Consider the following 14,186-nt stretch of genomic DNA (forward strand, 5'->3'; position numbering starts at 1 on the left):
GTTCATTTCTTTCTTCTATTTTATATTTCGCAGAAACAATATCTTGTAGATATTTCGCAGGTTGTGGATGACGTTTTCGAGTATCCAATTTCATGTGATAGCTTATATTAAATCTCAAAAGCATTATGGATATTCGTCAGACGGTATATCTACTTTTCTGCTAAATGAATGCAAAAAATCAGACAAAGATAAAAAGTCGGCTATGTTAATATCATCCCCAATGCGGATGATAAAACAGCATAACCATGACTGACGTAGATTTTAAACTGGGTTTACTGATTGAACCTGAACAACTAGTGCCTTATTTAGGCAGCGAGTTGATTCGTATTGTCGATTTAAGCCGAGCTTCGGTTTATGAACAATTGCATATTCCTCATGCGATTCATTTACAACCTAAATACTTGGTTGCACAACAAGAACAAGCCAATGGGGTATTGCCTGATTTAGCAGGTTTACACGCTTTAATCGAAAAATTAAATATTTCACCTCAGCATCATGTCGTGGTTTATGACGATGAAGGTGGGGCTTGGGCAGGGCGTTTAATCTGGAATTTACATTGCCTTGGTTTTAACCGCACCAGTTTGATTAATGGTGGCATTCATGGCTGGTTGGGGGCAGGTTTGCCGACTACCGCGGAAGTTGATCCCGTAAAACCTGTTGCGGATCTGTTCCAGATCGATTTAGACACGGTACAACAGCATCGAATTGGATATCACGAATTGTTACAACAGGTCGAACAAGACAATATTCAGCTCTGGGATTGCCGTACCAACGAGGAATATACAGGCTTGCGCCTCGCTGCGCGACGCGGCGGTCACATCCCAAATGCACTGCATTTTGAATGGAGTACTGCCCTAAACCGTGAAAATCATCTAAAATTACACCCGCTTGAACGCACACAACAACGTTTAGAACAATTAGGCTTTAATTTACAACAACCTGTAGTGGTGTATTGTCAGTCTCATCACCGTTCTGGCTTGGCGTATATTTTAGCAAGATTGCTCAACTGGCAAGTTAGGGCCTACGATGGTGCGTGGAGTGAATGGGGCAATCGCCTCGATAGTCCTATTATTTCAGGGGAGTCACCGTCTTGAGTTTTGCAGCAGATTTAAAAAAACAATTATTTATCAAAGCACAGAATCTTGTGCCGCAACATCAACTCAGCCGTGTTGTCGGTAAGGTTGCCGCAAGTGAAAATCTTTTGGTAAAAACTGCTGTTATTCAAGCGTTCAAAGCAAAATACGGAATTGATATGAGCATTGCTGAACAAAGCAATGCGCAACACTATAAATCTTTCAACGAATTTTTTACCCGTGCATTGAAAGATGGTGTCCGTGGTATTGATGAGCAAGCGGATAGCATTGTTTGTCCTGCGGATGGTGCGATTTCGCAATTGGGTAAAATCGAAGCGGGTGATATTTTTCAAGCCAAAGGCCAAAGCTTTTCCGCTGAAAAATTGATTGGTGATCCGCAGCTGGCGAAACCATTTATTGATGGTCAATTCGCTACCGTGTATTTATCGCCGAAAGATTATCACCGCGTCCATATGCCATTGGCGGGGACATTGACCGAAACCTTATATATTCCGGGCGAGTTATTCTCAGTCAATCAAACCACGGCTGAAAACGTACCGGGCTTGTTTGCACGTAATGAACGTATGGTGTGCTTGTTTGATACCGAACTGGGTCGTATGGCGGTCGTTCTAGTGGGTGCAATGATCGTGGCTGGTATTGAAACGGTTGCAACGGGCAAAGTAAAGCCTTCTGGCAAAGTTGAATTGCAGCATCACCAAATGAAATTGGATAAAGGTGCCGAGTTAGGTCGTTTCTACCTAGGTTCAACTGCTGTGGTTTTATTTGAAAAAGATAAAATGGTCTGGGAAGAACAGTTTAAAGCCAATTCGACGGTGGTGATGGGTGAGCGTTTAGGTCATTCGGTTTAATTTAGATATGATTTTAAAAAGCTCCAAAATTGGGGCTTTTTATTTATAGTTTAATTCTTATATATTTTGTATGACGTGAAATAGTCTTAGATAATTTAAAATAAAGGCAAATAATGATGAAATTTTTAATACCACAACTCTCATTTTTTGAATTTTTAGGAATGCTTACTTTTGCAACAATATTCAGTAATTATTTTTTGGATCGACCATTGATTAATATGACGGTTTTTATACTGTATTGTATTTTTGCAGGGATATTATCCAGTTTAAATTTGTATATCCGTTATAAAAGAAATACTACTATTTCTGATTAATTACAATTGCTGTGTATGGACTCATCTTCGGTAGATCAAACATATGATTGAAGATATAAGATATTTAATTATTTTTGCAAAAATTGCAGAGTTTGGTTCAATTTCAAAAGGTGCTAAAGCATTAGGCTTATCTACAACGACAGTGAGTATGCATTTAGCCAAGTTAGAAAAGAATTTGGAATGTGCCTTATTTTATCGAAATACACGGAAAATGACCTTAACTCATGATGGTCAAAAACTTTTAGATACCGCCCAAGTCATGTTGGAAACCTATGAATCAGGTATTTTAGATTTTAAGCAACGTTCTATTCTTAGAAAGACACAGCTGCATATTTCTATTCCTGCGGTTTTTATTCACAGTGAGTTGATGCGCTGTATCACGACATTTTGTGAGGCATATCAGGACTTAACTGTGCATATTACTTGTGATGATAGTCGGACAGATTTGATCGCTGAGAATGTGGATATTGCTGTTCGAATTGGTGAGCTTCCAGATAGTTCATTTAAAGCTCGCTATTTATTTCCTTTAGCCCGAAGTATTGTTGCAACACCTGAATTTTTAAGCCAACAGCAATCCATTACTCATCCTAAAGAGCTGATCAATATGAAATGGATTGGTTTGAGTATGAGAAAAAATAAAAGAATATTGCGGCATCAACACACAGGTGAGGAAGTCGAAATTTCCTATCAGCCTCATATTTATGTGAATAATGTTGAAGCCGCGTATCGATTGGCAAAATTAAATGCAGGGTTGGCAGCGCCTCCTGATGAATTAATCCAAGCTGATCTTGAACAGCAAAATATTGTGAAAGTTCTACCGAATTGGACACTTGAGCCATTGAGTGTGTATGCGGTTTGGCCTGCCAATATTCCAATCAATAGTATTGCACATGCTTTGATTGAGCGAATTTATCAATCATTTAACTCCAAAATAGTTTAATGAGCATGTAGCTTGATAGAATGATTAACGACCCACCCATTATGGTATTCAGGATTTTGAGCTGGCGTGAGTTGGTTAATATTTTAGCGAGTTTATGCCCAGAAATTCCCCAAAGCATTAAACAGATATAGCAGGTAATGAAATAGATGAGAGTAAACAGAATCAAGGGATGATAACTCACGGGGGAGGAAAATAATGAGATACCAGAGAGGCAGGCAATCCATGCTTTGGGATTGAGCCACTGTAAGAGAAATCCATCCATAAAATTGCCTGCCGCAATATTGTTTGATATTTCAACTTCTGCTTTTGAACATATAATTTTTTGCCCGATATAGAAAATAAATAAGCTGCCTAAAACCTCAATGATCATAAAAAATGTCGGGTAATGCATGATGGTTTTAGATATCCCAAAGCCTAAAAATATAAGCAGTAAACTAAAGCCAATGCTTGCACCTGAGATAAAGGGCAGTGTTTTTCTAAATCCATAGATTAAGCTGGATGAGAGAATGGAGATATTGATGGGTCCTGGTGAGATGGACATCGTGAATGAAAAGATAAACATACTGAAAAGAATGGAAAGCTGCATTGTTATGGTCTTTTGAGATCAATCTTAAAAGAAGATGATACAGCGTGGTTTAAATAAGATTAGTCTGGTTTTATCAAAAGCAGATTTTGATTTTTTGAAGGTTTAAAGCCAATTCGACGGTGGTGATGGGTGAGCGTTTAGGTCATTCTGTTTAATTTAGATATGATTTTAAAAAGCTCCAAAATAGGGGCTTTTTTTATCACTGTGAATAGTGTAGTAGGTTCATTAGATCTTTATCTAAATCCTTTAGAAAAGATATTCCATATCTATTTTCTTTTAGCATTTCAAAAAGATGATTTGGCAAATCATCTTTGTATTCTTTAAAACAAGTAGCTAGACCTATAGCTATAGACGCAACACTATCCGTATCTCCACCTAATTCAATACATGCTTTCAAAAGAGAACTCATTGAGTTATGTTTTACTAAACAACTAAATGAGGCACTAACGGTATCATATGCACTTAAAGAAACTCTTTCTTGCCAGTTAAAATTCCATCCATTAAAGCCTTCATTTCCTAAAAAGCTTTCCAATTCTGCTAATGTGCCTCTCTCTTGTAAGCCATAATATGCGGCTAAAGCTACAGCACAACTTGAGGCTACCCCTAAGCTACTATTATGCGTTATTTGTGCTTGTAGTGTGGCAAAAGCAACAACATCATTTTTATTTTTTAAAAATCCGATAGGTACTGAACGCATAGCAGCACCATTTCTTTCACTAGTTGATATCAGCGTCTTAACTAACTCTTTCCCTGAGCTAACTTGGGTTAACAAATTATAAAAACCTTCGGAATATCCAAGCCTAATATCTCTTTGGAAACACTCTAAGAACTTAGCTGCTATATTTTCTTTATTCCATTCTGCTCCAGACAAGATAAATTCAGCTATAGCAATTGACATTTGAGTATCATCTGTATATTTACCTGAAATATCATATAGCTCATGTTTACAATATGATTCTAAGTTATTATGAAGACTAATTTTTTCTATAGCACAAAATTCGAATCCTGCACCATATACATCTGCAATAGCTATTTCAGTTAACATGCAAATGTACCCTCTTTTAAACATGTTTTAATCAGTTATTAGAATCTACGCATGCAACTCCATTTACAGTATTTTATTTAAATATATGGAGTTAAAAAATACATTTCTAAAACTTACCTTGAAAAAGCATGTTGAGAGGTGGTCCCACATGTTTGAACAACTAAAAGCTTATTTATAAGTGATACTCTGCTCTAGTTAAGCTACCTTATTTTGTTGTGGTAGCTGGTCATAGTAAAACTCATCTGGAGTCATTTTGTCCAGACTCGAATGAGGTCGTTTCAAATTATAAAATTCAAAATATGCGTTTAATTGCTTCTTCGCATCCAAAACATTGCTGTAGGCTTTGAGATACACCTCTTCATATTTAACGCTCCGCCATAATCGTTCAACCATCACATTATCAACCCATCGACCTTTACCATCCATGCTGATTTGGATGTCATTTGATTTCAATACATCAATAAATGCATCACTGGTAAACTGACTGCCTTGGTCTGTATTAAATATTTCAGGTCGACCATATTTTTCAATAGCTTCATTTAATGTTTCTATGCAAAATGTAACCTCCATACTAATCGATACTCTATGCGCAAGTACCTTGCGGCTATGCCAATCAATCACAGCACATAAATAAACAAAGCCTTTTGCCATAGGGATATACGTTATATCCGTAGACCACACTTGATTACTGCGCTGAATAGCCAATCCTTTGAGCAGATATGGATATTTGCGGTGAGCTTGATTAGCCTGGCTTAAATTTGGTTTGCAATATAACGCATTAATGCCCATTTTCTTCATTAAAGTACGTGTATGACGTCGTCCTATATGATGTCCTTGACGATTCAACAAATCACGCATCATACGGCTACCTGCAAAAGGGTATTGCATATGTAACTCATCCATACACCGCATCAGCTTCAGATCTGATGCACTCACAGGTTTTGGGCGATAGTAATAACAACCACGGGAGACTTTCAGCAGCTGAGCTTGCTTAGATACTGAAATCTGAAGTGAGTCATCGATTAACTTTTGTGGTTGAAGCGGCCCAGTTTCTTCAACACACCTTCTAAAAAATCAATTTCTAATGCCTGCTCACCGATTTTTGCATGTAGTTTTTTTAGATCGATGGGTGGTTCTGTTGGAGCTTTTGATTGATCGAAAGCTTGCGAGGAAGCTGAAATCAGTTGATTTTTCCAGTCGATAATTTGGTTTTGATGAACATCAAATTCAGCACTCAATTCAGCAAGTGTTTTTTCTGCTTTAATCGCAGCAAGTGCTACCTTAGCTTTAAAATCATTTGAATGATTTCTTCTTGGTCTACGTGCCATAAAATACTCCATATATTGATGTTTATAACATCATTTGGGGAGCAAAATATCACTTATAAGTGTTGTTCAAATTTCCTGATCCACCTCTTTGAATAATTTTTGAGATCAAATGAATCTATAGAAAAATGACTTGATTAAGAATCAGATAAAGAAACTTTTCTAAGTCTAATTACTTTATCATTAAATAAACTAATCCGAGTACATATTTTAAAAGTATTCTTATTTTGTATAAGTAATTTTCATTTAATTAATAAACTAAAAAGTCATGTACGTTTTTGCTTACATCGATTAGGGGCAATGTCCCATTTTCAGCCAAGGCTGAATTGCCTAATATGAACTCATCAGGAACAGGAAGTTCCAAAACATAAAACAAGAATGATAAGTTTGCGCATCAGGATGTGAGATATGACAGGAGTTGTATCTAGTGAAAGGAATACGAAAAAGCCCGACAGGATGTCGGGCTTTTTTTCATTTGAGCTGAAACATAGTCAATTCTTTAGTTTATTTGTTTGGCACTGTAATAGGCATGAATCGATGCTGCACAACGCTCAACGATTAGATCATCATCCTTTTTCCAGATGAGCTTCACTTCACTGAGGGTATTCTCGTCCTGAATTGGAATCAGTCTGACATTGCTGGGCAAAATCACTTTAAACTCTTCAGGCACAATACAAATGCCAAAACCATTAGCGACCAGTTCCAGTTGAGATCTTTTCCTTGAGTAGATTCTGGTTCTTTTGGGACTAAAACCATTCACCAAACATAAATTGGCGGCCAAATAGCTTAAACCACCACGGGCTTTATGTGGTACGGAAACAAAATTTAAAGGTTCTAACTCACGGATCGATATACTTTCTTTTTCACTTAATAATGGGTCTGAAATATGGGCAGCAACATATAAAGGGGCAGTGTATAAACTGATCGAATTGACATCATTTAAATTGTGATAAATCGGGGGGCGAATAAAACCCAGATCAATTGTCCCATTCAATAAATATTCGAGCTGTAATTCAGAAGATAGAGTGTTCATTTCGATATCAATGTTATGGGTATCACAGAGTTGCTCAAAGATTTCCAACTTGTTTTGATCCAACACAATACTACTGGAATGGGCAATTTTAATGATTCGACCTTCACCACGGCTGATGCTTTGGGCACTGACAATTGAACTTCTTAAATGATCGATATTGGTTTTTAAACTTTTATACAGTGCTTCCCCTGCAGGTGTGAGTCTAATTTTCTTCTCAGATCGATCAAAAATTTCAAAACCTATTTCTTCTTCTAAATTTTTAATTTGTCTGCTTAGGGCGGATTGAGCAATAAATAGCTTTTCCGAGGCAGCAATAAAGCCCCCAGTTTCAACAATTGTGATTAGATAATTGAATTGTTTGAATGTCCACATATCTCAAAATTAGATCAGTGCTTGTTTTTTATATATTAGATTAGATGGAAGAAATCTTATACCTTTTTTTATAGATCCTCGATTTAGGTAGCTGAACATGACTATGAAAAACAAGATGTTGACCTTGATTGCTGCTGTAGTGATTTGTTTACTGGCTCAAAGCTACGATCAGTATATGGGCGTGATGACAAAAGAGCAGACTATTGATTTATTGGGAGATTGATAAATTCATCCTACTTAGTTTCATACGATTACTGACTTTTTAAGGGTGAGAAGGCTCAGCGATGTACGCTTTTTCTTACACCGATCAACGGCAATGTCCCATTTCCAGCCTCAGTCGAATTGCCTAATATGAACTCATCAGGAACAGGACGTTCCAAAACATAAAACAAGAATGATAAGTTTGCGCATCAGGATGTGAGATATGACAGGAGTTGTATCTAGTGAAAGGAATACGAAAAAGCCCGACTTGGATGTCGGGCTTTTTTATTGCAAATCTAACAAGTGATTGAGTGTGTTGGCTTATTGTTTTATAACCAACAGAATTGGAGTGAATAGGTGTATCACTGAACCTAAGGCTTAAGATTGAATCTTATGTCTTTTACCTTAGCCACATAATGTTAATTTAATCAACAATGAGTAATTTAGCTCCATTCAAACTGAAGGATTGGTGTGGTTCAGCATGATCACCAACCTGATAGCTCATTCCTTGGGTTAAAATAAACGTCCTTCCATCTTTTAATCTGCTTTCAAGTTCGCCTTCTAAACAAAATAGAATATGTCCTTTTTCACACCAATGATCAGCTAAGTAATTAGCTGAGTATTCTACAATTCTTACTCTAATTCTATTTCCTTCTTCACCAAAGTATTGTGTTTTCCAATACGCATTTCCAGTTTCTCCACGGTATTCTACTGTTTCTATTTTATTCCAGTCAGTTACTTGAAATGGAAAAGGGAAAATATTCATATACTGTTCCAAAACTTTAGATTTATTCTATAAATATAGATAAATTTAGTTTTTGCAATACTCTTATTTAAGCGAAGAGCTGTAATGCGAAGGAAAATTAATTAAAAAATTTAAATACTTACTTGGATCATATTAAGAAAATTAAAGAAGCCATTGATTTAAAATAAGATAGCTTCTTTGTGAATAGCTTAGATATTTCTTGTCAGATTTTTAAACATAAACCATGTACGCTTTTACTTACACCAATTCAGGGCAATGTCCCATTTTCAATCAAGGCTGAATTGCCTAATATGAACTCATCAGGAACAGGAAGTTCCAAAACATAAAACAAGAATGATAAGTTTGCGCATCAGGACGTGAGATATGACAGGAGTTGTATCTAGTGAAAGGAATACGAAAAAGCCCGACTTGGATGTCGGGCTTTTTTTATGTGCGATGGATTTGTTTTTCCCACAGTTCAATCAAGAGTTGCATGGATTTGCTCAGTGGCTTATAAGCTGGCCAAATGGCATGAATCGGCATATCCAGCCCATTGGTGGTATCGAGAAAGGCCAAGCGCACCAGGCTTTGTTTGGCAAAATGTGTTTGTACGACGGAAAGGGGGAAATTACCCCAACCCAGACCTTGTTCCACCATATCAATGGCCATAGATAAATTGTCGCTATACCAATAAGAATCCGAGACCAAAACCCGACTGTCAGGTAGAGGGTAATGTTTGCTTGCAACAATAATCTGTCTGAGTTCAGATAACATGGTGAATTCATTCTTATTATGTGCTTTGAGCTGTTGTGCATCTTTCGGTGAAACCGCAGCAACGAATTGTTCCATCCCCAGTAAGCGGAAACGCTCATTGTTATCGAGTTGTGATGAGCTATACGCGATATAGAGATCAATTTCGTTATTGTGTAGCCGTGTTTTGAGCTCTTGTTGTGGTGCACTGACTATTTCAATATTTAACAAGGGATAGCGTTGAGTCAGCTGTTCAATCCCTGCCAATAAAAACTTTTGATTCACATCTGCAGCGATGCCAATGCAAAGACTAGTTTCTAATCCCGTTGAAAGTTCGGTCAAATGCAGGTCGAGCTGACGTAATTTGGTCACAATCAGTCGGGCATGTGGTTCGATTGAAAGCGCGACTTCTGTCGGGGCGAGATGATTTTTACTACGTTCAAACAGTTTTAAATTTAACTCTGCTTCTAGGTTGGCAATCGCCATGCTGACTGCTGAAGGCACTCGATTTAGTGCGCGTGCTGCTGCGGAAAAATTACCACGATCAATAATTTCAAGAATCAGTTCAAGCTGTTCGCTACTGAGTTTCATGGTCATTCCCTTGTCAGTAAATCTGATGACGATTGACTTTTTTTATCAAATTTAAGGCGTAAAATCCACTCATTATTGATTTTAAGGTGTGGTCATGCAAGGAACCAAGAGAAGAGTCACTTACGTATTTTTCTATGAAGTTTTGAGCTTTTTTATCTGTGCGATGGTGTTGGCGGTGCTTTCAGGCACGACCATCAGTCATACAGGACCTTTGTCGATCTTGATTGCTGTGATCGCAGTGACAGTCAATTTCTTTTATAACTATGTGTTTGAGATGTGGGAAAAGAAGCAGACATCAAAAAAACGTACGGTACTCAGACGTGTGGCACATGCGATTGGCTTTCAAATTGTCTTGGTGATGATTTTGATTCCTTTGATTGCTTGGTGGATGCAGATCAGTTTAGTTAAAGCCTTCTTGCTAGATTTTAGTTTGATGGTGCTGATTCCATGTTATACCTTTGTTTATAATTACTTTTTTGATCATATTTTTGGTTTGCCTAGTCATTTGCTTGAGCCAGCAGCGATGAGTGCCAAAACCAGCTCTTAATTGACAGTCTTATGCTTAAATTTATAAAAAAGAGTGCATAAAATGCACTCTTTTTTATGTGAAATTTAAATAATTAAAGTCGAATCCAAGTCATATTACGGAAACTATTATTGCTTGGATTTTTGGCATTGATACTCAACATTTTACCTGTTTTGCTGAGGCGTCCATTTAGGTTGTATTTGTGACCATCATAAGGATTGAGCCAAACACCTTGTCCAAATTCTTCATTTTGACTCAACATCTTTAGACCAGTTAGCACTTCCATACCGATAATCTGCTGGTTTTTAAAAGTACCTGTACATGCTGTACATAAGGTTGGCGCAGCCTCCTTGGCAGAAGGATACATTTTGACAATCACCGCACTGTATTGCTCGGTCGCAGAATGTTTGCGAATGACGATATCAGACAGATACGAGCCCGTACGCTCATCGACGACTTTCCACGTCCCAATCAGTGGATCTGTTGGAGCAGCATGAATCGCCAAAGGGGTATTGAGTCCAAGTAAGAGAATACAAGCACGAAGAAAAGGGGTATTGAGCATGAGGAATACATCGAGAAATATAAATAATGAAATGAAACAAAAATTTATTATATTATTTTAGTGGAATGATCACATCATATTTAAGGGAACTTAGCAGTTCCCTTCAGGTTTAAATCATGCGGTATAAGCGTTCTTTCGGGAACACCGCAGTAAAGGTCGAACCTTCATTTTCTTTAGAGGTAATTTCCAAGTGCGCACCGTGTTGCATCAACACGTGTTTCACAATCGCAAGCCCTAATCCTGTTCCACCAGTCTGACGGCTACGTGCGCTATCGACACGGTAGAAACGTTCTGTTAGGCGCGGCAAATGTTTTGGGTTAATCCCGATGCCATTATCCTGAACGGTAAAGTAGGCATGGTCACCATCTTCATGCCAGCCAATGGTGATGATGCCACCTGCAGGCGTGTATTTAATCGCATTGGTAATTAAATTGCTGAATGCACTGGCAATTTCGATATCAGAACCAATCAGGTCGCAATGGCTATCAATATCCAGATTGAGGGTATGACCATAATCGAGATTGTAGGCACGGGCATCATCAAAGATTTGGTTCATCAGATTGGCCATATCAATAATCTGATTCTTTGCGACTTTTTTATTATTTTCTAAATTTGATAATAATAAGAGGTCATTGACCAAAGCATTCATCCGTTTGGTCTGAGATTGCATCTGGGTGAAAGCACGTTTCCAACGCGGGGTAATATCATCTTGATCGGTAAAGGTTTCGATATAGCCACTGAGCACGGTCAATGGTGTGCGTAACTCATGTGAAATATTATCGACAAAGTCTTTACGCATTTGTTCCAGATTATGCACCCGTGTGGTGTCATACGCGACCAGCAGACGGCTTTCTCCACCAAAACGGGTGAGTTTGACCTGTACATAACGTTCTTCATCCATCTGCGCCTGTAAACGGATACCATCAGGAGATTGATCGCTATGGTTGAAATATTCAATAAAATTGGGTTGGCGCAGAATCGACAATAAGTTGCGGCCACGATCCAAAGGGCTAATCCCTAACAATTTTTCAGCGGCAGGATTCCACCATTCGATTTGATGTTGATCATCAATTAAAACCACCGCTTCGGCCAATGCCACCAGAGAGGATTGCGCCCGATCAATCAATCCGACCATCTCCGCTTGAACAATGCGTTCTTGACGTTGTGCACGGTAAACATTGAACAGCAAAGCGCCCCAAATCCCGTTCAGATTGGGTGGGACATCATAAGGGCGATTGGAAATCCATTCATTGACCAGATAAAGCGAGCGTAGCTGTAGGAAAAAAAACAGCACGAAGGCAATAAAAATACAGCTCCAGAAGTAACCCACCCCGAATCCGACTAAGCTTGCAATCAATAAGAAAAAAAGTAACAGTCTTAAATCTTGTTTTGCAAAGGTCCATAAACTGCTGTAGCGAAAACGTTGGTGTTCACGTGCCAGTTCAGGGACGGGGTAAGGCTCATACATAAAGGATTTTTAACCTACTGCTAAATCTGCTCGTGTCGAAAAACGGTAACCTGTGCCACGAACGGTTTGTACAAAACGGTCGACACCAAAAGGCTCTAACACTTTGCGTAAACGACGGATATGCACATCAATAGTACGGTCTTCAATATAGACATTGCCACCCCAGACCTGATCTAGGAGTTGAGCACGGGTATAGGCGCGCTCAGGATGGGTCATGAAGAAGGCCAATAAACGATATTCGGTTGGGCCCATATCTAAAATACTGTTGCCGAAACTCACGCGCTGGCTGACAGGATCAAGTAATAAACCATTGGCATCAATCACTTTTTCACCGCTCAATGCATTGGCACGACGTAATACCGCTTTGATGCGAGAGACCAGTTCACGGGTTGAAAATGGCTTGGTCATGTAATCATCGGCACCTGCGTCCAGACCTTGTACTTTGTGGTCTTCTTCACCACGTGCAGTCAGCATGATCACAGGAATCTCGGCCAAGTTTTCATCGCGTTTGAGGCGACGGCATAAATCCACACCGCTCACGCCACCAGGTAGCATCCAATCCAGCAAAATAAGCGCAGGACGCTGATCAACGATAATCTGATGCGCTTGTTTGGCATCCTCAGCTTGTAAACATTGGAAGCCTGCCATATCCAAAGAGGTATGGATCATTTCGCGGATCGGTAGCTCATCATCGACAATTAAAATATAGTCATCTTTCACAGCGCAATACCCTTAAAATCTGTAACGGTTTAACCGTTTTGTTGTTATGACAGGCTTATTACAAAGATTAATTATGACAATATCATTGCAAAAGAATTAATAAAGTCGAATTTAGCAATAAATTGTGACAAGCATGGGGCAGAGTCGTGACGGATTGATGACAATTTGCCTAGCAATAAAGCAAATGAATTCATTTGCTTAACTTAACTGTAGTTTAACAGCTTTGCGTGTCACAAAACTGTAAAACGATTTTAATTTTTTTGCGAGGTGGTTTCGATAAAAGACAAAAAGACAGCACAGCAGGCGGACAGAACATCTTCCAGAGGCTGTTTGAAGCCTTCCGAGACCCAACGAATAATAATATGGGTGACATAACCATTTAGGCCAGTTGCCATCAACGAGACTTCTTCAGTGCTATGTGGGGCATTGGGCATGGTGATCATCACGAAGCCCTGAATAATGCGATCGAATTGGGTCAGCGTTTCTTGAATGGTGGCTTGATTATGTAAATCCTGCACTAGCATCGCATCAATATAAATAATCCGTGCCATACGAGGATCATCTTTAATCGCGCTCAATAACGCTGACAAACCTGCAGTCACCATATTCTTGGGTTCAGGTGCTGCCATGAGGACAGCTTGGGTTAAGCAGGTTTGCATTTTTTCAATCATTTTTAAGAATACGGTTTGAAATAGTTCTTCACTTTTCTTAAATGATTCATAAAAATAGCGTTCAGTCAGCTTGGCTTCATTACAGACATCTTTGACCGTGACTGAGAAAAAGCCTTGTGTACCGTAGGTTGCAATACCTGCTTCAATCAATTTTTCACGACGTGCTTCTTTGCGCTCAGTTAAAGACAGACCTTTGAATTGCCGTTCTTTCGCTTCTGTATTGTTTTTCTTGCGTGTCGCTTGATCTTGAGTTGCCATTGAGAAAACCGTTCCCTAAAAAGTCTTTAAATCGTATGTCTAAGTCTAATATGTGCATTTCAACCTTGTTGTGCTGCTAGCATAACCATATTTTGAAAATATACCTTGTCTCTTTTAAACATCATCGGTCATGAAAT

Annotated in this window: 15 protein-coding genes; 5 read left to right on the forward strand and 10 right to left on the reverse strand. The window is 38.6% G+C overall.

Annotated features, from left to right (window positions below; translation table 11 throughout):
- Nucleotides 1-245 precede the first annotated feature (245 nt).
- The 3 genes from F885_RS09160 (at nucleotide 246) to F885_RS09150 (ending at nucleotide 3,196) form a co-directional block, all read left to right on the forward strand.
- Complete coding sequence (locus F885_RS09160; RefSeq protein WP_005317246.1) at nucleotides 246-1,094, forward strand: sulfurtransferase; 849 nt, start codon at nucleotides 246-248, stop codon at nucleotides 1,092-1,094.
- Nucleotides 1,091-1,942: an archaetidylserine decarboxylase gene (asd, locus tag F885_RS09155; RefSeq protein ID WP_005209584.1), complete on the forward strand. Its 852-nt coding sequence runs from the start codon at nucleotides 1,091-1,093 to the stop codon at nucleotides 1,940-1,942. Before F885_RS09160 ends, asd begins: the two co-directional genes overlap by 4 nt.
- Before the next feature lie 357 nt (nucleotides 1,943-2,299).
- On the forward strand, nucleotides 2,300-3,196 hold the full coding sequence (locus F885_RS09150; protein ID WP_005317252.1) for a LysR family transcriptional regulator: 897 nt from the start codon (nucleotides 2,300-2,302) through the stop codon (nucleotides 3,194-3,196).
- Here the strand turns inward: F885_RS09150 and F885_RS09145 are convergent.
- From F885_RS09145 to F885_RS09125, 4 genes are all read right to left on the reverse strand, one after another.
- Nucleotides 3,177-3,782 (reverse strand): LysE family translocator, encoded by a 606-nt coding sequence (locus tag F885_RS09145; RefSeq protein ID WP_005317256.1) that lies wholly within the window; start codon nucleotides 3,780-3,782, stop codon nucleotides 3,177-3,179. The two genes, F885_RS09150 and F885_RS09145, sit on opposite strands and share 20 nt — an antisense overlap.
- A 199-nt stretch (nucleotides 3,783-3,981) precedes the next feature.
- On the reverse strand, nucleotides 3,982-4,827 hold the full coding sequence (locus F885_RS09140) for an ADP-ribosylglycohydrolase family protein (protein ID WP_005317258.1): 846 nt from the start codon (nucleotides 4,825-4,827) through the stop codon (nucleotides 3,982-3,984).
- A 195-nt stretch (nucleotides 4,828-5,022) separates the two neighbouring features.
- A protein-coding gene (locus tag F885_RS20705; protein ID WP_085944219.1) for an IS3 family transposase occupies nucleotides 5,023-6,167 on the reverse strand; the annotation gives its coding sequence in 2 pieces (ribosomal slippage) (nucleotides 5,023-5,903 and nucleotides 5,903-6,167; 1,146 coding nt in all).
- Between the two features lie 484 nt (nucleotides 6,168-6,651).
- Entirely contained in the window at nucleotides 6,652-7,557 is a 906-nt protein-coding gene (locus tag F885_RS09125; RefSeq protein ID WP_005317261.1) for a LysR family transcriptional regulator, read from the reverse strand.
- A 97-nt stretch (nucleotides 7,558-7,654) separates the two neighbouring features.
- Between F885_RS09125 and F885_RS21355 the strand changes: the two genes are divergently transcribed.
- The gene (locus F885_RS21355; RefSeq protein WP_005201657.1) at nucleotides 7,655-7,780 is read left to right on the forward strand and encodes a hypothetical protein; all 126 of its coding nucleotides are present in this window, start codon (nucleotides 7,655-7,657) and stop codon (nucleotides 7,778-7,780) included.
- Between the two features lie 402 nt (nucleotides 7,781-8,182).
- Here F885_RS21355 and F885_RS09120 read toward each other — a convergent pair whose 3' ends face one another.
- Both F885_RS09120 and F885_RS09115 read right to left on the reverse strand, forming a co-directional pair.
- The gene (locus tag F885_RS09120; protein ID WP_005317264.1) at nucleotides 8,183-8,524 is read right to left on the reverse strand and encodes a DHCW motif cupin fold protein; all 342 of its coding nucleotides are present in this window, start codon (nucleotides 8,522-8,524) and stop codon (nucleotides 8,183-8,185) included.
- Between the two features lie 426 nt (nucleotides 8,525-8,950).
- The gene (locus F885_RS09115) at nucleotides 8,951-9,844 is read right to left on the reverse strand and encodes a LysR family transcriptional regulator (RefSeq protein ID WP_005317267.1); all 894 of its coding nucleotides are present in this window, start codon (nucleotides 9,842-9,844) and stop codon (nucleotides 8,951-8,953) included.
- 94 nt (nucleotides 9,845-9,938) lie between these two features.
- Between F885_RS09115 and F885_RS09110 the strand changes: the two genes are divergently transcribed.
- Entirely contained in the window at nucleotides 9,939-10,391 is a 453-nt protein-coding gene (locus F885_RS09110) for a PACE efflux transporter (protein WP_005317269.1), read from the forward strand.
- A gap of 73 nt (nucleotides 10,392-10,464) precedes the next feature.
- Here F885_RS09110 and F885_RS09105 read toward each other — a convergent pair whose 3' ends face one another.
- The 4 genes from F885_RS09105 to F885_RS09090 form a co-directional block, all read right to left on the reverse strand.
- On the reverse strand, nucleotides 10,465-10,932 hold the full coding sequence (locus tag F885_RS09105; protein WP_005317271.1) for a DUF2147 domain-containing protein: 468 nt from the start codon (nucleotides 10,930-10,932) through the stop codon (nucleotides 10,465-10,467).
- Between the two features lie 109 nt (nucleotides 10,933-11,041).
- Entirely contained in the window at nucleotides 11,042-12,400 is a 1,359-nt protein-coding gene (phoR, locus tag F885_RS09100; RefSeq protein ID WP_005317273.1) for a phosphate regulon sensor histidine kinase PhoR, read from the reverse strand.
- A 9-nt stretch (nucleotides 12,401-12,409) separates the two neighbouring features.
- Nucleotides 12,410-13,120 (reverse strand): phosphate regulon transcriptional regulator PhoB, encoded by a 711-nt coding sequence (gene phoB / locus F885_RS09095; RefSeq protein WP_004657056.1) that lies wholly within the window; start codon nucleotides 13,118-13,120, stop codon nucleotides 12,410-12,412.
- A gap of 251 nt (nucleotides 13,121-13,371) precedes the next feature.
- Nucleotides 13,372-14,049 carry a TetR/AcrR family transcriptional regulator gene (locus F885_RS09090; RefSeq protein ID WP_005317275.1) on the reverse strand — a complete coding sequence of 226 codons (678 nt, stop codon included), beginning with the start codon at nucleotides 14,047-14,049 and terminating at the stop codon, nucleotides 13,372-13,374.
- Nucleotides 14,050-14,186: the final 137 nt, after the last annotated feature.

Origin of the sequence: Acinetobacter higginsii (assembly GCF_000369845.1) — a bacterium.
Taxonomy (GTDB): domain Bacteria; phylum Pseudomonadota; class Gammaproteobacteria; order Pseudomonadales; family Moraxellaceae; genus Acinetobacter; species Acinetobacter higginsii.